This is a genomic window from Dongia sp. (genome assembly GCF_041905885.1).
Lineage (GTDB): Bacteria > Pseudomonadota > Alphaproteobacteria > Dongiales > Dongiaceae > Dongia.
Genome location: NZ_JAYRKD010000004.1, coordinates 111,766 through 128,928, shown reverse-complemented (window position 1 = coordinate 128,928; position 17,163 = coordinate 111,766). Strand labels below are relative to the sequence as shown.

The window sequence follows — 17,163 nt, the reverse complement described above, 5'->3', positions numbered from 1 at the left end:
CCCCTCAGGGTGCCCCGGCGCCCATGCCGCGCTGGCTCGATCTGTTCGGCCTGCCGGTCATCAACCTGCTGCTGGCGCTGATCGTCTCCGGGCTGATCGTGCTGGCGATCGGCGCCAACCCGTTCGCCGCGATCCGTGCCATGGGCGTCGGCGCGTTCGGCGATCTCTACGGCATCGGCTACACGCTCTATTACGCCACCAACTTCATCTTCACCGGCCTCGCCGTTGCCATCGCCTTCCACGCCGGCCTGTTCAACATCGGCGGCGAGGGCCAGGCCTATATCGGCGGGCTCGGCGCCGGGCTGGTCGCCCTGGCCTTCGACCATTCGCTCACCATGTGGCCGATGATCGCGCTCGGCATCGCCGCCTCGGCCTTGTTCGGCGCCGGCTGGGCCTTCGTGCCCGCCTATCTTCAGGCCAAGCGCGGCAGCCACATCGTCATCACCACCATCATGTTCAACTTCCTGGCCGCGGCCTTGATGGTCTATCTGCTGGTGAACGTGTTCCGGATCCCCGGCAGCATGGAAGTGGTGAGCCGCGACTTCGACGCCAGCGCCGGCGTGCCCTATGTGCATGAGCTCATCGGGCGGATCGGCATCGAGATGCCGACCACGCCGCTCAACCTCGCCTTCCTCTGGGCCCTGATCTGCTGCGGCCTGGTCTGGGTCTATCTCTGGCGCAGCCGCGGCGGCTACGAGCTCCGGACCGCGGGTCTCTCGCCCAAGGCCGCGCAATATGCCGGCATCAGCCCGAACCGCGTCACCATCGAGGCGATGCTGATCTCCGGCGCGCTGGCCGGTTGCGTCGGCTTCAACGAGATCCTCGGCAACCACCGCCAGCTGGTGCTCGACTTCGTCGCCGGCGCCGGCTTCACCGGCATCGCGGTCGCGCTGATGGGCCGCAACCATCCGGTCGGCATCATCCTGGCGAGCCTGCTGTTCGGCGCTTTGTTCCAGGGCGGCTCCGAAGTCGCCTTCGAAATCCCGACCATCACCCGCGACATGATCGTGGTGATGCAGGGTCTGGTGATCCTGTTCTCCGGCGCGCTCGCCTATGTGAACCGGCCGCTGCTGGAGCGGGCCTGGCGGCTCTATCAATCGCGACGCCAGTCGAGACCGACGCCCGTGGTGGCACCGGTCTCGCCGGCAGCGGCCCCGGATGCGCCGGTGGTCCTGGCGCAGGAGACCGTGACCAAGGCTGCCTTGCCCGCGCCGGAAGTGCCGGCGGCGCTTCCGAAGCCGCAGCCGGCACCAGCACCGGCACCGGTTTCGACTCCCGCTCCGGCTGCGGAGCCGCTGGAAGTCGTCGAGGCCGAGATCGTCACCATGGGACCGGATACCGGGCCGGCGAAAGCGCCCGACAAGTTGCCCTGGCTGCAGCGGTCCGAGCGTGCGCCGGCGGATGCCGCGTCCGCCGGGGAAGCCGCCGCACCGGCGGTTGCCGAGCCGGCGGGCACCGACCCCGCGCCGAAGAAGAAGCGCGGCCCGAAAAAGTCGAAGCGGAAGCCGGGGGAGGCCTAACGGATGGAGTGGTTCACCACCGTCACCTATCTCCTCGGCGCCACCATCCGGGTCTCGACCCCGCTGATCTTCTGCGCCATGGCGGGCCTGATCTCCGAGCGCTCCGGCGTGATCGACATCGGCCTCGAGGGCAAGATGCTGGCCGCCGCCTTCGCCGCCGCCGTGGTCGCGGCGCTGACCGGCTCGGCCTGGGACGGGCTCGCCGCGGCGGTCGTGGTCGGGGCGCTGATGTCGCTGCTGCACGGCTTTGCCTGCATCACCCATCGCGGCGACCAGGTGGTCTCCGGCGTCGCGCTCAACATCATCGCGGCGGGCCTGACCGTGGTGCTCGGCAATGCCTGGTTCCAGCGCGGCGGCGAAACGCCCCAACTCGATGCCGCGCAGCGCTTCATGCCGCTGACCTTCCCCGGCACCGACAACATCGCGCATATGCCGCTGCTGGGCACGCTCTACGTGAAGGTGATCAGCGGCCAGAGCATCCTCACCTATATCGCCTTCCTGATGGTGCCCGCGGTCGCCTGGCTGCTCTACCGCAGCCGGTTCGGCTTGAGACTGCGCGCGGTCGGCGAGAATCCGGCCGTGGTCGACACCGCCGGCATCTCGGTGGATTTCCTGCGCTACCGCGCCGTGCTGCTCGGCGGCATCCTCTGCGGCTTCGCCGGCGCCTATCTCGCGATCTCGCAGAACGCCTTCTTCCAGCGCGAGATGACCGCGGGCCGCGGCTATATCGCGCTGGCCGCGATGATCTTCGGCAAATGGAAGCCGCTCCCGGCCCTCTACGCCTGTCTGCTGTTCGGCTTCCTCGATGCGGGCGCGCCGCTGCTGCAGGGGGTGAAGATCTACGGGAACACCGAGCTTCCGGTGCAGTTGATCCAGGCATTGCCCTATGCGCTGACGGTGATCCTGCTGGCCGGCTTCATCGGCAAGGCGATCCCGCCCAAGGCGATCGGCCGGCCCTACGTCAAGGAGCGTTGATTGGAGAAGAAACTCCTCACCGCGGCGAAGCACGCCCATGGCCGCGCCTATGCGCCCTATTCCAAATTCCAGGTCGGCGCCGCGATCCTGGCCGATGACGGCAAGATCTATTCCGGCGGCAATGTCGAGAACGCCGCCTACCCCAACGGCGTCTGCGCCGAAACCTCGGCGATCTCCGCCATGGTGCTGGGCGGCGCCCGGAAGATCCGCGCCATCGCCGTGGTCGCCGGCGGCCCGAAGCTGGTGACCCCCTGCGGCGGCTGCCGCCAGCGGATCGCCGAGTTTGCCGATCCGGAGACGCCGGTTCATATCTGCGGCCCCGAGGGGCTGAAGACCACCTTCACCATCGCCGAGCTGCTCCCGGCAAGCTTCGGCAAGCGGAACCTCAAGGCCAAGAAAGCGGGCTTGAACCCGAAGCGTGCCCGGTCCAGAACAGCGCGATGATCGAACAGCTCCTCGCAGGCATTCCGAAACAGGCGCGCGGCTTTCGCGCCAAGATCGGACTCATCCTCGGCTCCGGCGTCGGCCCGTTCGCCGAGATGATCGACCGCTCGATGGTGGTCTCCTATTCCGACCTGCCGGGCTTTCCGCGCAGCGGCGTGGTGGGACATGCGGGACGCCTGATCCTCGGCTGGATCGGCGCGACGCCGGTCGCCTGCCTGCAGGGCCGGGCGCATTACTACGAGCACGGCAACCCTTCCGCCATGAAGGCGCCGATCGAGACCCTCGCGGCCTTGGGCTGCCACTCGGTCATCGTCACCAATGCCGGCGGCAGCCTCAATGCGGATATTCCCGCCGGCTCGGTCGCGATGATCACCGACCATATCAGCCTGACCCAGGTATCGCCGCTGTTCAACGAAACCGGCAGCAAGCGCTTCATCGACATGGTCGATGCCTATGACCCGGCGATGCGGACCGAGTTCGCCGCGGTCGCGCGCCGCATCGGCCTCGATTTGAAGCAAGGCGTTTATTGCTGGTTCAGCGGCCCGCAATTCGAAACCCCGGCCGAAGTGCGCGCCGCCAAGGTGCTCGGCGCCGACATCGCCGGCATGTCGACCGTGCCGGACGTGATCCTGGCCCGCTATTGCGGCCTCAAGGTCGCCGGCTTCTCGATCATCACCAACATGGGTGCGGGCTTGAGCAGCGAGAAGCTGAGCCACGAGCACACCATGGTCCAGGCGCGCGCCGCCGCCGACAAGCTGTTCGACCTGCTGCAGGCGTATATAGCGGAACACGCCGGCTAGGGGCGGGCCGACCAGGGCGTCACGGTTCCTACGATTGTCACCGCATCTTCGCTCACAAGCGCGCGCCCGACACCAGCGCTGATCTCCGCATCAGTCAGCCAGCGCGAAAGCCCATCCTCGATCATGAAGCCGAGCACGGCGAGGCGGAGCTTCGCCGGTGCAATCAGCGCCTGCCATTCCGCCAGCCGCTCCGGCTTCGCGGGGTCGGCTGAAGCGCTGCCCAGCACCTCGCAATAGACGTCGCGCGCCTGGCGTGCAATGCGAACGGCGCGTTCCTTGCTGTCGTCGTGCATCCAGGAGATGCAGCGGTTGAACGGCCCGCGCTGCTCGGCCGCCGCCGCCAAACCTGCCGCAAAGACGGCGTCGTCATAGTAATCGAGCACCAGCGGATGAATATTGGGGTGGCGCGCCGCCAGCCGCTGCAGCCGCTCCTGGCCACGTGCGACCACGGTGACCTGGCGACCGTCCCGGGCCAGCGCCTCCACCAGCCCCGACAACATGCCGCTTCCACCGATCACCAGGTCGTGGGCCATGATTGACCTCCACCGCCGAAGCCTCTAGGTCTAATCCATGCTCCCCCAGGAAATCATCCGCAAGAAGCGCGACGGCGGCACGCTCAGCGAGGCCGAGATCGGGTTCATGATCGACGGGCTGACGAAGGGCAGCGTCTCCGAAGGCCAGGTTGCGGCTTTTGCCATGGCGGTGTTCTTTCGCGGCCTGGAAATGCCGGAGCGGGTCGCGCTCACCGTGGCGATGCGCAATTCCGGCACCGTGCTGGACTGGAAGGGGCTCGATCTGCCCGGCCCGGTGATCGACAAGCATTCGACCGGCGGGATCGGCGACAAGATCTCGCTGATGCTGGCCCCGATCCTCGCGGCCTGCGGCGGCTTCAACCCGATGATCTCCGGGCGCGGCCTCGGCCATACCGGCGGTACCCTCGACAAGCTTGATTCCATTCCGGGCTACCGGAGCCAGCCCGATCTCGCGACCTTCCGCAAGGTGGTGAAGGACGTCGGCTGCGCGGTGATCGGCCAGACCGACGATCTCGCGCCCGCCGATCGCCGGCTCTATGCGATCCGCGACGTGACCGCGACGGTGGAGTCGATCGGCCTGATCACCGCCTCGATCCTGTCGAAGAAGCTCGCCGCCGGATTGGATGCGCTGGTCATGGACGTGAAGACCGGCAGCGGCGCCTTCATGGCCAAGCTGGAGGATTCGCGCGCGCTCGCCCGCAGCATCGTCGATGTCGCCAACGGCGCCGGGCTGAAGACGTCGGCGCTCATCACCGACATGAACCAGGCGCTCGGCCGCAATGTCGGCAACGCGCTCGAGGTCGTGGAATCGATCGACTACCTCACCGGCAAGTCGCGCGAGCCGCGCCTGCATGCGGCGACCATCGCGCTGGCCGGCGAGCTGCTGGCGCTCGCCGGACTCTCGGTCACGGCCGAGGCGGGCCGCGCCAAAGCCGAGAAGGCGCTCGGCAACGGCGAGCCGGCGGAGATCTTCGCCCGCATGGTGGCCGCACTCGGCGGCCCGCGCGACCTGATGGATCACCCCGCCACCTATCTCAAAGCCGCACCCGTCGTGAAACCCTGTTTCGCGACCGGCAGCGGCACGATCGCCAAGATCGACGCCCGCGCCATCGGCGTCGCGGTCGTCTCGCTGGGCGGCGGGCGGCGCCGGGCCGAGGACAAGATCGATCACCGCGTCGGCTTTTCCGCAGTGCTGGGGATCGGCGAAGCCGTGGGGCCGGACCGGCCGCTGGCCTTGGTACATGCCGCCAGCGACGGCGCCGCGGATGCCGCCATGGCGGAGCTGCGCGCGGCCTTTACCCTCGGCGCCGGCCCGGCGGAAGCAGGGCCGGTGGTCGTGGAAACCTTGCGCTGAACCCTCTAAACTCGACCTCATGAGCAAGCGCGCGATCATTCTCGTGATGGATTCCTTCGGCCTGGGCGCCACGCCGGATGCGGTGCGTTTCGGTGACGAAGGCGCCGATACGCTTGGCCATATCGCCGAGCGCCGGGCCGGCCAGGGCAAGCCGCTGCAGGTGCCGAACCTGGCGCGATTGGGGCTCGGGCTCGCCGCGCATCTGGTGCATGGCCGCGTGCTGCCCGGCATCGCGACCGACGCGATCACCGGCATCTATGGCGCCGCACGCGAGGTCTCGCGCGGCAAGGACACGCCGAGTGGGCATTGGGAGATGGCCGGTTGTCCGGTCGCCTTCGACTGGGGCTATTTCGAGGAGAAGACGCCCTGCTTTCCGCGCGATTTCCTTGACCGCTTCATCGCCGAGGCAAAGCTTCCCGGCATCCTCGGCGATTGCCATGCCTCGGGCACCGAGATCATCGATCGGCTGGGCGAGGCGCATATCCGCACCGGCAAGCCGATCTGCTACACCTCGGCGGATTCGGTGTTCCAGATCGCGGCGCATGAGACGCATTTCGGGCTGGAGCGGCTCTACGAAATCTGCGCCATCGCCAAGCGCCTCACCGAGCCGCTGCAGATCGCCCGGGTCATCGCACGGCCCTTCATCGGCGAGAAGCCGGGCGGCTTCCAGCGCACGTCACACCGCCGCGACCTCACCACGCCGCCGCCGGAGGAGACTTTGCTCGACCGTACGATCGAGAGCGGCGGCAACGTGATCGGTATCGGCAAGATTTCCGACATCTTCGCCGGGCGCAGCGTCCCGAAGGCCTTGAAGGCCGAGAACAATATGGGCCTGTTCGACCGCACGCTGGAGGCGATGCAGGAAGCGGGCGATCGCTCGATCATCTTCGCGAACTTCGTCGATTTCGACACCCTGCACGGCCATCGCCGCAATGTCGAAGGCTATGCCGCGGCGCTGGAGGAGTTCGACCGGCGCCTGCCCGAGCTGGAGGCCGAGCTGCGGCCCGGCGACCTGGTGCTGATCACCGCCGACCATGGCTGCGACCCGACCTTCAAGGGCACCGACCATACGCGCGAGCATGTGCCGGTGATCTTCTTCGGCCCCGGGCTGAAGCCGCATTCGGTCGGCATCCGCGGCAGCTTCGCCGATATGGGCCAGACCATCGCCGGCCATCTCGGCCTCGGCGCCCTGAAACATGGGGTTGCCTGCGAATTATGAACGCGATCCTTCCCGAGGAGCCCCGGCGCTTCCAGCGCAGCGATGCCGGCCTGACACCGGCGATGGCGCAGGCCTTCGCCGAGGATGGCTATCTGCTGGTCGAGGACTTCATGCCGCCGGCGCTCTGCGACGATCTGCAGGCGCGCGCGAAACAACTGGTCGAGGATTTCGACGCCGAAGCCCATGCGACGGTCTTCTCGACGACATCCGCGAGCCACGCCCGCGATGCCTATTTCCAGGAATCCGGCGACAAGATCCGCTTCTTCTTCGAGGAAGAGGCCTTCGACGCGGCGGGCAGGCTCAAGCAGCCGAAGGCGCTCTCGATCAACAAGATCGGCCATGCCATGCATGACCTCGATCCGGTGTTCAGCGCCTTCTCACGGCATCCGCATCTTTCGGCACTGGCCAAGGGGCTGTTTCGCGACCCGCTGCTGCTGCAGTCGATGTTCATCTTCAAGCAGCCGCGGATCGGCGGCGAGGTCAGCTGGCACCAGGATTCCACCTTCCTCACGACCGCGCCGCTGAGCGTGATCGGCTTCTGGTTCGCGCTGGAAGACGCCAATGTCGACAACGGCGGCATGATGGCGATCCGCGGCGGACACAAGGGCCCGTTGCGGAGCCGCTTCCTGCGCAAGAACGGCAGCCTGGTGACCGAGGTGCTGGATGCTTCGCCCTACCCGACCGGGCCGAAGGTCGCGCTCAATGCCAAGAAGGGCTCGCTGGTGGTGCTGCATGGCTTGCTGCCGCATTGGAGCGGGCCCAACCGTAGCGACCGCTCGCGCCATGCCTATACCTTGCATGTGATCGACGGCGCGGCGTCCTATGGTGCCGAGAATTGGTTGCAGCGCGCCGCCGACCTGCCGCTACGCGGTTTCTGATCCGTAGTAGAGCGTCACCGTGTGCCGCGCCTCGGCGAAGAACAGCCAGCGCTCGGTCAGGGTGCCGACCGCGTTGCCGATGGTAGCCAGCGCCAGCAGGAACACCGCCGGCCAGCCGGTGACGAAGGTCGCGAGAAACACCAGCAGCGCCGGCGCGGTGAAGCCGAGGCCGAGCGCGATCAGCCGCAGTTTCAGCGCATGCTTGCGCGCGACCTTGTAGCCCATCTCCTTCAGGAGATAATTCTCTTCCGTGTGGGGTGCGGCGAACATCCGCACCTTGCCGATGCCGCCGAGGCCGGTAGCGCTTTCCGGCGTCGCGACGCTGCGGCTGCGGTCGATGAAGCGCCAGTAGGCGGCCTTGCCCAGCGCAGCGAGGGCGAGCCCGATGATCGCCGCCCAGTCGAGCATGATCGTGGCGTAGAAGGCCGGGTAGAGGAGCACGGCGATCAGCGCCAGCCAGAGCGCGCCGCTGGCGAAGCCCAGCAGCAGGTAGTTCGGCAGCACATAGCCATTGGCCCAGCGCTGCACCGGCTTGAGGCTCGCGTAGATCATCGCCGTCGCCGAGACGGTCGCGAGCGCGAGGACGAGGGTGAGGAGTGAGAGCCAGAGCGGCGCCTCGCCGAAGAACACCCAGAGGATTGCCAGCAATCCGCTCGGCACGAAGGTGGCGACGGCCAGCACGCCCTCGCGCGAGAGCCAGGAGCTGCGCCATTGGCTGAAGGCGCGCCAGGCGCGCTCGGGATGGCCGAGATGGAAGGTCGAGGAGATAAGACCGGCGGCGGTCATCCCGAAGCCGAGGCCGAAGCCGACCACGCCCAGCACCGGGTCGGCCGGCAGGATGCCGAGCGCGCCGGCGAGGCCGAGCAAGGCCAGCAGCGCATAGCCGGCGCCGGACGCGCTGGTGAAGAAGATGACGGAATAGGCTGGATGCATGCTGGATCAGTCTAGCGCGACAGCAGCCGGTCGACCCAGCGCAGGAATCCTCCGGCCGGCGCGGCATCTTCGTCCGGCAGCGCCTTGGCGCCGGTGCAGCCGGCGCGGGCCTGGGAGGGGCGCGGCGGCAGGTATTGGTTGACCGGCGCGTAGCCGAGCTCCGGCATCAGCCCGTAGCCGCCGCGCTCCGCCACCAGCTGGGAGACCGGCGACTCTTCGTCCCCGAGATCGCCGAAATGCCGCGCGCCCACCGGGCAGGAGGCGACGCAGGCCGGGACGCGGTCGCGCTCGTCCAGGGTCTCGTTGTAGATGCGGTCGATGCAGAGCGTGCATTTCTTCATCACGCCTTCGGCCTGGTCGAATTCCCGCGCGCCATAGGGGCAGGCCCAGGAGCAGAGCTTGCAGCCGATGCACTTGTCTTCATCGACCAGCACGATGCCGTCCGCGGCGCGCTTGAACGAGGCGCCGGTCGGGCAGACGGTGACGCAGGCCGGCGTCTCGCAATGCATGCAGGATTTGGGGAAATGCACGGTGCGGCCGGCACTGCCCTCGCCCGCCTCGAAGGTGTGGATGCGGTTGAACCAGACGCCGTCCGGCTTGGCGCCATAGGCGTCGAAATCGGAGAGCGGTGCGGCATGGCCGCCGCTGTTCCATTCCTTGCAGTTGACGGCGCAGGCATGGCAGCCGACGCAGACATCGAGGTCGATGACCAGGCCGAGCTTCTTTTGCGATGTGGCAGGAAGCGAGGTCATGAGCGTCTTCGATCGCGGCGGAACTTGCGGCCATATTGCAGGAGGTCGAGCGGCCGCTTCAGCGGCGGCTTCAGCGCCGGGAAGCTCGGCGCGGTCTCGCCGCATTCCTCCGCCGCGCATTTCACCAGGCGCACACGAAGGTCATACCAGGCCGCCTGCCCCGTCACCGGATCGGCATTGGCGTAGCGATAGCCGTCCTCGCGCGGCGGCAGCAGCTCGGAGATCACGTGGTTGAGCAGGAAGCCCTGTTTCGACTCCGGCGCATCGTCGGCGAGATTCCAGGCGCCCTTGCGCTTGCCGATCGCGTTCCAGGTCCAGACCGTGTCCTTGTTGACGCCTTCCATCAGCTGCACCGGCGCCTTCACCCGGCCGTGCGGGGATTCGATCCAGACCCAGTCGCCGTCGCTCAAGCCGAGTCTCGCGCCCGTTTCGCGATTGATGAACAGCGCGTTGCGCGATTGGATCTGGCGGAGCCAGGCATTCTGCGAGCCCCAGGAGTGATACATGTGCATCGGCCGCTGGGTGATGGCGTGGATCGGGTATTGCGTCTGGTCGACCTCCTCGCCGAAGGGCGGGTGCCAGTCCGGCAGCGGGTCGAAGCGCTCCTTCAACCGCCCGCGCACGGCTTCCGGCGCCGGCTTCGCGCCGAAGCCTTCGCCGGCCAGGCGGAACTTCTGCAGCGGCTCGGAATAGATCTGCAGCACGATCTGGTCGCGGAGATCCTTGAGGCCGAGCGCGATCGCCCAGTCGAAATAGTCGGCATTGGCATGGCGGAAGAACTTGGCGTTGTCCGGGATCTCGGTGCGCCAATGGCAGCCGTTCTCGATATAGCGTTGGAGCTGATCGGGGTTGGGATCGCCCTTGCCGGACTGGTCACCGTTGCCGCGAAAGCCCGCGAGCATCCCGACGCCCGGCCGGCGCTGGTGGTTGACCAGGTAGTCCTTGAGGCCGCCGGGGAATTTCGGCGTGCCGTCTTCCTTGCAGAGCGCGGTCAGGCCGAGGCGCGCACCGAGATCGAGCAGCACGTCCTGGAAGGCGCGCACGTCGCGGTCGGGTTGGATCACCGGCTGGCGGATCGCGTCGGCGGCACCATCGGCATCGCAGATCGGGCGATCCAGCAGCGAGATGCAGTCCCAGCGCTCCAGATAAGTGGTGTCCGGGAAGATCAGGTCCGCATAGGCCACCATCTCCGAGTAATAGGCATCGGCGTAGATGATGTGCGGGATCTTGTATTCGCCGGTCGCGGGGTCCTTGTCGGCGAGCTTCTGCATGGTGCCCGACGTGTTCATCGTCGAGTTCCAGGCCATGTTCGCCATGTACATGAACAGCGTGTCGATCGGATAGGGATCCTGCGCCCAGGCGTTGTGGATCACCATATGCATCAGACCATGGGCCGAGAGCGGCGCATCCCAGGAGAAGGCCTTGTCGATCCGCTTCGGCTTGCCGGCGTCATCGACCAGCAGGTGTTCGGGTCCCAAGGGGAAGCCGAGCGGCGGGCCTTTCAGGGGCTGCAGCGGGCCGGTCGCATCGGTCGGGAGCTGCGGCATCGGAATGAGGCGCGGGAAGGGCGGCTTGTAGCGGAAGCCGCCCGGGCAATCGATCGAGCCCAGCAGCATCTGCAGGACGTGGATCGCGCGGCAGGTGTCGAAGCCGTTGGAATGGGCCGAGATGCCGCGCATCGCGTGCATCGAGACCGGACGGCCGATGAAGCGATCGTGCTTCCGGCCGGCCCAGTCGGTCCAGTCGGCCATGATCTCGATGGTCTGCTCGAAGGCGGCATGGGCCAGCTCGGCGGCGATGCGCTTGATGGTCTCGGCTTCGATGCCGATCTCGGGTGCCACGGCTTCGGGCGCATACTTGGGATCGAGGTAGCGCTTGACCATCAGCTCGAACACGCTGCGCGCCTTGCGGCCGTCGGGCAAGGTGACTTCGCCGATCAGCTGCGGCGCCACGTCGGGCTTCAGCGCCGAGACGCAGGCATTGCGGATGGTGCCGAAGCACAAGGGTTCGCCGGCTTCGTCGCGGGCGAACAGGCCATTGTCTGCTGTGCCCGGCGCGTCGATGACCAGCCAGGGTGCGTTGGTGTAGCGCACCAGGAAATCGAGATCGATCTTGTCGGCCTTCAGCAACTCGTGGATCAGCGACAGCACGAAGAGGCCGTCGGTGCCGGGCCGCAAGCCGATCCATTCATCGGCGATGGCGGAATAGCCGGTGCGGACCGGGTTGATCGAGACGAATTTTGCGCGGTTGTCGGCGGGCCGGCCTTTGAGCTGGCCCAAGCCCAGCTTGATCGGATTGCTGTCGTGGTCCTCGGCGACGCCGAACATCATCAGGTAGCGTGTGCGCGCCCAATCGGGCTCGCCGAACTCCCAGAACGAGCCGCCGATGGTGTAGAGCCCGGCCGCCGCCATGTTGACCGAGCAGAAGCCGCCATGCGCCGCGTAATTGGGTGTCCCGAACTGCGCCGCCCACCAGCCGGTCAGCGCCTGGCTCTGGTCGCGGCCGGTGAAGAAGGCGAGCTTGCGGGGATCGGTGGCGCGGACCTCGCTGAGCCACATCGTGGCGGTGCGGAGCGCCTCTTCCCATTCGATCTCGCGGAACTCGCCCTTGCCGCGCTCGCCGACGCGCATCAGCGGCTTCTGCAGCCGCGCCGGCGAATACTGGGTCATGATGCCGGCGCTGCCCTTGGCGCAGAGCACGCCCTTGTTCACCGGATGGTCGCGGTTGCCCTCGATGTAGCGGACGCGGCCATCCTTCATATGCACTTTGATGCCGCAGCGGCAGGCGCACATGTAGCAGGTGGTGGTCTTCACGCTGTCGCCGGTCTGCGGCGAGGTGTCGATGACGGGCTCGCCCGGAACCTGCGCCGGTGCCTGGTGCAACTCGGTGACGATGCGGCGCGTGGTCATGGTGGAAGCAGATTCATGCTGGTTTCGGCGGCCCCTGTCCGGATCAATCTAGCCCAGGACCCGGAGTCGAGGGACGCGAAATCACACGGTATTCCAGGAGTTTAAGGAATGCAGGCGCCGGCTGGCAGGGGTCAGCCGAGTCGATTTCCAGGGGCCAGTCCCGGATTCACACCGGCGCGCGACGCCTGCACGACCTCGATGCGAAATCGTCAAGCCGACTGCGGCGCCAGTCCCGGTGCGTCGCCGGATTCTTCCGCCTGCTCGGCCAGCTTGGCCTTGAGCTGGGCGGCTTCGGCGCGGGCCTGCTCGCGGCGCTTCAGCAACTCGTAGGAGATCGCGCCGATCAGCGAGATGCCGATGATGACCACCGCCAGCGCCGACAAGGCCGGCGTGGTGCCCTGGCGCACCTGGCCGGCCAGCACCGTCACCAGGGTGCGGTCGGCGAGGATCGCGAAGGTGGTGGTGTTGTAGTTCTCGAAGGAGGAGAGAAAGGCGATCACCACAGCGGAGACGATCGCGGGCTTCAGGAACGGGATCAGGATGTGCCAGAAGACCTGCGGATGGGTGGCGCCGAGGTCGAGCGCCGCCTCTTCCTGGGCGCGGTCGAAGCGGGTCAGCCGCGCCATGAAGATCAGCAGCACATAGGCCGAGATGAAGCTGGCCTGGCCGAGCGTCGCCAGCACCATGCCCTTGTAGAAGACGGCCTTGGTGACTTCGGTCAAGCCCAGCACGTCCTTCCAGAAGATCACGGTCGAGATGCCGATGATGACCCCGGGGGTCAAGAGCGGCGAGATCGTCACCAGGTAATAGAGGCTGCGGGCGCGGTAATAGATCTGGCTCATGATGATCGCGGCGGCGAGGCCGACCGGCACCGAGATCGCCACCACGGCGATGCCGATGATGATCGAGTTGGTGAGGCCGTCCATCATCGCCCGGTCGTTCCAGAGCTTCACGAACCAGTCGGTGGTGAAGCTCTCGAACGGATAGGCCTGCGGATAGGCCGGCGTGTTGAAGGCGGTGATCGACATCACGATGATCGGCCCGAACAGATAGGCGAAGAACAGCAGGATGTAGAATCCCAGCATCGCCTTCATGATGTGCTTCGACTTCATTTTATGGTCTCCCCGAGCGAGACCTTGAAGAGCCGGAGCATCAGCATGACCAGCGCGATACAGGCGAACAGCAGGATGAAGGCATAAGCCGAGCCGCGCGCCCAGTTGAAGGCCTGGAAGAAGAAATTGTAGATCACCGAGGTGAACCAGAGCGTGCGCGGGCCGCCGAGGAAGAGCGGCGCTGCCAGCGCGCCCGCCGAGAACATGAAGACCATGGTGCAGCCCGACGCGATGCCGGGCTTGGCATAGGGAATCACGATGTCCTTGTGGATCCGCCACCAGGGAGCGCCGAGATCGCGGGCCGCCTCGATCTGGTTCTTGTCCAGGCTCTCGATCGCGTTGTAGAGCGGAAAGATCATCACCAGCAGGTAGGCGTAGGAAAGGCCGACATAGAGACCGACATTGTTGCCGAGGAAATCGATCGGCGTGTCGAGGATGCCGATGCCGACCAGGATGTTGTTGATCAGGCCCTTGGACGCCAGCAGCAGGCGCAGCGAGAAGGCGCGCAGGATCTCGTTCACCCAATAAGGCACGATCAGGCCCAGGAGGATCAGCCGCACCTTCTGCGGGGTCCCGGCCTGCGCCATGTAATAGGCGAGCGGATAGCAGATCGCGAAGTTCAATGCCGTCACCGCCATCGAGGCGATGATCGAGAAGATGAAGGCATTGATGTGGGTCCAGTTGGTGCCGCCGGTCGGCAGCACGATGAAGCTTTCGTACTGCGCCAAGGTCAGCACGTCGTTGGGACCGCCGCGCTCGGTCGGCGGCAGCCGCGGGTGGAAGCTCTCCACCACCATGTAGAGGTAGGGCAGGACCACCAGGAACAGCATCCAGAAGGCGACCAGCAGGATGAAGGCGATGCCCAGCGTCTTGCCGTTGCGCTCGAAATAGCCCTTGCGCGAGGCGTCCTTGTGAACCCGCGATTCCCAGCGCGCCATCAGCCAGAAGACGGCGATGACGACGATCGGGACGATGAAGACGAAGGCGCGGCTACTCACGCGCGAGCTTCCCGTCGGGCAGGACCAGGCCGAGGCTGGGATCGTAGGAGACCGCGGCGGCGGCGCCCTGCTCCGGGATCGCCAGGCCGTTCTGCCGGCCAACGGTCACGGTGATGTCCTTCTTGCCCGCGCCTTCGAGGAAGACATGGGTCATGTTGCCTTCGAAGGCGACGTTCTTGACCTTCGAGGACAAGGTGGTGTCGGCGCCGCCGGTGACCAGGCTGGCCGATTCCGGGCGCACGAACAGGATCGCGCGATCGCCGGCCTTCAGGCCCTTCGGGTTGCGGCCGCGCAATTGCCCGAACGGCGTCTCGACCACCGCGAAGGATGCGTCGGCCTTGGCGACACTGCCGGCAAAGGCGTTGTTCTCGCCGACGAAGGAGGCGACGAAGGCGGTCGAGGGCTCGTCGTAGACCGCACGGCCGTCGGCGATCTGCTGGATCACGCCGTCGCTCATGACCGCGATGCGGTCCGACATGGTCAGCGCTTCGCCCTGGTCGTGGGTGATGTAGATGAAGGTGATGCCGACCAGCTGCTGGATCGACCGCAGCTCGGCGCGCATGTGCTGGCGCAGCTTCAGGTCGAGCGCCGAGAGCGGCTCGTCGAGCAGCAGCACCTTGGGCTGGACGCAGAGCGCGCGGGCGATCGCCACGCGCTGCTTCTGGCCGCCGGAGAGCTCGCTGACCAGCTTGTCGCCCTGGCCCGGCAAGGCGATCAGCTGCAGCAGCTCGTCCGCCTTCTTGCGGCGCTCGGCCTTGGAGACGCCGCGCACGCGCAGGCCGTAGGTGATGTTCTCCGCCACCGACATCAGCGGGAACAGCGCCAGGTTCTGGAAGATGAGGGCGGTCGGCCGCTGGTTCGGCCCGAAGCCGGACATGTCCTGGCCGCCGATCCGGATCTTGCCTTCGCTCGGCTCGAGGAAGCCGGAAATGGCGCGCAAGATCGTGGTCTTGCCGCAGCCCGAGGGCCCCAGGAAGGAAAAGAACTCGCCGCCCTTGATGTCGAGTGTCGCGTCCTTGACCGCGGTGAAGTCGCCGAAGCGGACCGTCACGTGATCGAGTTCGACGCCGGCACTCATCTGCCTGCTCTCTGCCAAAGCCCCGTCCTGCCGTTTCTTAAGGTTTGAACCGAGTTTCCACGTAAGGTCCCGGCAGATCAAGGGTGATCGCAGGGGCCAGTCACTGGACCTGTCACGGGGGTGCCCGATCAAGGTCCAAAAAAGAATCAGCCCCGGCGCAAGGCCGGGGCTGATGTTTCTCAGAGCGAAACGGTTCAGGCCGCCGTGAACTGCTCGACGTACTGGCTGCGGATTTCCGCGTACCAGCCGGGCTCGGCCGGCCAGGGCCAGACGTTCTTCAGCGCATCGCCAGGATAGGCTTCCTGGAAGTTCTTCTTGAAGGCTTCCGAGGTCAGCGCGTCGGCACCGATCACGACCGGGTTGTAGTTGGACCCGTCCGAGATCTTGGCGGAGACTTCCGGCGTCTGCAGGTAGTTCAGGAACTCGTAGACCTGATCGAGGTTCTTCGCCGCCTTGGTCAGCGAAGCACCGTCGAGCCAGACGATGGCGCCTTCGACCGGAGCCTGGTAGCTGACCGGCTTGCCTTCCTTCTTCAAGGTCAGCGGCGGGCCATCCCAGGTCTGGCCGAGCCAGACGTCGTTCTCCATCAGGCCGGACTTGGTGTTGTCGGCCGAATCCCAGAACTGCTTCACCCAGGACTTGTGCTCGATCGCGAACTTCAGGATCGGGTCCCAGAGCTTCTTGAACGAGGCTTCGTCCTTGTAGCCGTCGAGCATGCGGTTGGACGGCATCTGGCCGCTGTGGTCCATCCACAGGCCGATGCCGAGCAGGAAGGAATGGCCGCGGCCCTGGGTGTGGCCCTTCACGTCATCCTGCCAGAGCGAGCCGTAGCTGAGCTTCGCGAGGTCGCCCTTGTAGAGGTCGGTGCGGAACGAGAGCGCTTCCGAGCCCCAGCAATGCGGCAGGTAGTAGAGGCCGTCATCCCAGGTCCAGAGGCTCTTGGCCTGGCCGAGCATCGACGGCAGCAGCTTGTCGAGCTGGGTCAGCTTGTTGGTGTCGAACGGCGCCAGCACCTGGAGCTCCTTGTACTGCGGCGCCCGGTTGGCGGTCGGCGAGACGATGTCGAAACCTTCGCCGCCGGTCGCCTGCAGCTTGTTGATCTGCTCTTCGTTCTGCGAGAACGGGGTCTGGTTGACCTTGATGCCGGTTTTCTTCTCGAAATCGGGAATGACCGGATCCGGATATTCATCCGACCACATCAGCAGATTGAGCTCGCCCGAGGACGAGAAGGCGTCCTTGACGATCCACGGCGCCGAAACGGCCGCGGCGCCCGCCAGGACCGAGGTCTTCAGCATGGTTCGCCGGTTGAAGGCGCGCGCCGCGAGCAGCGTATCCCGCGTCGTCTTTTGATCTGGAGTAAGCTTGGTCATACGTCACCCTCCTGAGGTTTCTCGGCGTCAGTCAGCCGCATTTTTCCCGAGCGGCTGCTTTTGACGGTCTGGGTGTAACCGGGCTGTTATGAACATTCGGCCGCCCATCCTGTGAAGGATGGCGGGCAGGTTCCCAGCGCTGGCACTCCCGAACTCTTTTTGTTGCAGACCAGCATAACCGGTCTGGGGGGACTTGCAACGAGCTTCACCGCAGTTTCACGAAACTGCTATATATCCGGGCAGCAATCGGACGGGTCCTTAAGTTTTATTGATGGGGCCAGCGAGGGG

General features: G+C 66.3%; 15 protein-coding genes. 7 read left to right on the top strand and 8 right to left on the bottom strand.

Annotated features, from left to right (window positions below; genetic code table 11):
• Window positions 1-23: 23 nt before the first annotated feature.
• Genes ACH2CY_RS05520 through ACH2CY_RS05505 form a run of 4 tightly spaced genes read left to right on the top strand, consistent with a single transcriptional unit; the run spans window position 24 to window position 3,739 of the window.
• A complete protein-coding gene (locus ACH2CY_RS05520) occupies window positions 24-1,520 on the top strand; it encodes an ABC transporter permease (RefSeq protein ID WP_395016857.1) in 1,497 nt (498 codons plus the stop codon).
• A gap of 3 nt (window positions 1,521-1,523) precedes the next feature.
• Window positions 1,524-2,495 carry an ABC transporter permease gene (locus tag ACH2CY_RS05515; RefSeq protein ID WP_395016856.1) on the top strand — a complete coding sequence of 324 codons (972 nt, stop codon included), beginning with the start codon at window positions 1,524-1,526 and terminating at the stop codon, window positions 2,493-2,495.
• Window positions 2,496-2,939 (top strand): cytidine deaminase, encoded by a 444-nt coding sequence (locus ACH2CY_RS05510; RefSeq protein ID WP_395016854.1) that lies wholly within the window; start codon window positions 2,496-2,498, stop codon window positions 2,937-2,939.
• Window positions 2,936-3,739, top strand: a complete 804-nt coding sequence (locus tag ACH2CY_RS05505; protein WP_395016853.1) for a purine-nucleoside phosphorylase — start codon at window positions 2,936-2,938, stop codon at window positions 3,737-3,739. The genes ACH2CY_RS05510 and ACH2CY_RS05505 overlap by 4 nt, the downstream gene beginning before the upstream one ends.
• Here ACH2CY_RS05505 and ACH2CY_RS05500 read toward each other — a convergent pair.
• Entirely contained in the window at window positions 3,736-4,272 is a 537-nt protein-coding gene (locus tag ACH2CY_RS05500; RefSeq protein ID WP_395016851.1) for a hypothetical protein, read from the bottom strand. The genes ACH2CY_RS05505 and ACH2CY_RS05500 overlap by 4 nt on opposite strands.
• A 37-nt stretch (window positions 4,273-4,309) precedes the next feature.
• On the opposite strand from ACH2CY_RS05500, the gene deoA reads away from it, so the two are divergent.
• The 3 genes from deoA to ACH2CY_RS05485 are packed head-to-tail and all read left to right on the top strand — an operon-like array spanning window position 4,310 to window position 7,723.
• Window positions 4,310-5,626 (top strand): thymidine phosphorylase, encoded by a 1,317-nt coding sequence (gene deoA / locus ACH2CY_RS05495; protein ID WP_395016849.1) that lies wholly within the window; start codon window positions 4,310-4,312, stop codon window positions 5,624-5,626.
• 19 nt (window positions 5,627-5,645) lie between these two features.
• A complete protein-coding gene (locus ACH2CY_RS05490) occupies window positions 5,646-6,845 on the top strand; it encodes a phosphopentomutase (protein ID WP_395016847.1) in 1,200 nt (399 codons plus the stop codon).
• Window positions 6,842-7,723, top strand: coding sequence for a phytanoyl-CoA dioxygenase family protein (locus tag ACH2CY_RS05485; protein ID WP_395016846.1), 882 nt, complete (start codon window positions 6,842-6,844; stop codon window positions 7,721-7,723). The genes ACH2CY_RS05490 and ACH2CY_RS05485 overlap by 4 nt, the downstream gene beginning before the upstream one ends.
• Here the strand turns inward: ACH2CY_RS05485 and ACH2CY_RS05480 are convergent.
• The 7 genes from ACH2CY_RS05480 to ACH2CY_RS05450 all read right to left on the bottom strand — a co-directional run bounded on the left by ACH2CY_RS05480 (window position 7,709) and on the right by ACH2CY_RS05450 (window position 16,875).
• The gene (locus tag ACH2CY_RS05480; protein WP_395016843.1) at window positions 7,709-8,656 is read right to left on the bottom strand and encodes a dimethyl sulfoxide reductase anchor subunit family protein; all 948 of its coding nucleotides are present in this window, start codon (window positions 8,654-8,656) and stop codon (window positions 7,709-7,711) included. The genes ACH2CY_RS05485 and ACH2CY_RS05480 overlap by 15 nt on opposite strands.
• An 11-nt stretch (window positions 8,657-8,667) precedes the next feature.
• Window positions 8,668-9,408: a 4Fe-4S dicluster domain-containing protein gene (locus ACH2CY_RS05475; RefSeq protein ID WP_395016842.1), complete on the bottom strand. Its 741-nt coding sequence runs from the start codon at window positions 9,406-9,408 to the stop codon at window positions 8,668-8,670.
• Window positions 9,405-12,317, bottom strand: a complete 2,913-nt coding sequence (locus ACH2CY_RS05470; RefSeq protein WP_395016840.1) for a molybdopterin oxidoreductase family protein — start codon at window positions 12,315-12,317, stop codon at window positions 9,405-9,407. The genes ACH2CY_RS05475 and ACH2CY_RS05470 overlap by 4 nt, the downstream gene beginning before the upstream one ends.
• 209 nt (window positions 12,318-12,526) lie before the next feature.
• Window positions 12,527-13,429, bottom strand: coding sequence for an ABC transporter permease (locus tag ACH2CY_RS05465; protein WP_395016838.1), 903 nt, complete (start codon window positions 13,427-13,429; stop codon window positions 12,527-12,529).
• The gene (locus tag ACH2CY_RS05460) at window positions 13,426-14,427 is read right to left on the bottom strand and encodes an ABC transporter permease (RefSeq protein WP_395016836.1); all 1,002 of its coding nucleotides are present in this window, start codon (window positions 14,425-14,427) and stop codon (window positions 13,426-13,428) included. Before ACH2CY_RS05460 ends, ACH2CY_RS05465 begins: the two co-directional genes overlap by 4 nt.
• Window positions 14,420-15,505: an ABC transporter ATP-binding protein gene (locus ACH2CY_RS05455; protein WP_395016833.1), complete on the bottom strand. Its 1,086-nt coding sequence runs from the start codon at window positions 15,503-15,505 to the stop codon at window positions 14,420-14,422. The genes ACH2CY_RS05460 and ACH2CY_RS05455 overlap by 8 nt, the downstream gene beginning before the upstream one ends.
• Window positions 15,506-15,699: 194 nt before the next feature.
• Window positions 15,700-16,875, bottom strand: a complete 1,176-nt coding sequence (locus ACH2CY_RS05450; protein ID WP_395016832.1) for an extracellular solute-binding protein — start codon at window positions 16,873-16,875, stop codon at window positions 15,700-15,702.
• Window positions 16,876-17,163: the final 288 nt, after the last annotated feature.

Excerpts from the sequence above, each read along its gene's own strand:
- ACH2CY_RS05520 (WP_395016857.1), top strand. The coding sequence starts at position 24 with ATGCCGCGCTGGCTCGATCTGTTCGGCCTGCCGGTCATCAACCTGCTG.
- ACH2CY_RS05515 (WP_395016856.1), top strand. The coding sequence starts at position 1,524 with ATGGAGTGGTTCACCACCGTCACCTATCTCCTCGGCGCCACCATCCGG.
- ACH2CY_RS05505 (WP_395016853.1), top strand. The coding sequence starts at position 2,936 with ATGATCGAACAGCTCCTCGCAGGCATTCCGAAACAGGCGCGCGGCTTT.
- ACH2CY_RS05500 (WP_395016851.1), bottom strand. The coding sequence starts at position 4,272 with ATGGCCCACGACCTGGTGATCGGTGGAAGCGGCATGTTGTCGGGGCTG.
- deoA (WP_395016849.1), top strand. The coding sequence starts at position 4,310 with ATGCTCCCCCAGGAAATCATCCGCAAGAAGCGCGACGGCGGCACGCTC.
- ACH2CY_RS05490 (WP_395016847.1), top strand. The coding sequence starts at position 5,646 with ATGAGCAAGCGCGCGATCATTCTCGTGATGGATTCCTTCGGCCTGGGC.
- ACH2CY_RS05485 (WP_395016846.1), top strand. The coding sequence starts at position 6,842 with ATGAACGCGATCCTTCCCGAGGAGCCCCGGCGCTTCCAGCGCAGCGAT.
- ACH2CY_RS05480 (WP_395016843.1), bottom strand. The coding sequence starts at position 8,656 with ATGCATCCAGCCTATTCCGTCATCTTCTTCACCAGCGCGTCCGGCGCC.
- ACH2CY_RS05475 (WP_395016842.1), bottom strand. The coding sequence starts at position 9,408 with ATGACCTCGCTTCCTGCCACATCGCAAAAGAAGCTCGGCCTGGTCATC.
- ACH2CY_RS05470 (WP_395016840.1), bottom strand. The coding sequence starts at position 12,317 with ATGACCACGCGCCGCATCGTCACCGAGTTGCACCAGGCACCGGCGCAG.
- ACH2CY_RS05465 (WP_395016838.1), bottom strand. The coding sequence starts at position 13,429 with ATGAAGTCGAAGCACATCATGAAGGCGATGCTGGGATTCTACATCCTG.
- ACH2CY_RS05455 (WP_395016833.1), bottom strand. The coding sequence starts at position 15,505 with ATGAGTGCCGGCGTCGAACTCGATCACGTGACGGTCCGCTTCGGCGAC.
- ACH2CY_RS05450 (WP_395016832.1), bottom strand. The coding sequence starts at position 16,875 with ATGACCAAGCTTACTCCAGATCAAAAGACGACGCGGGATACGCTGCTC.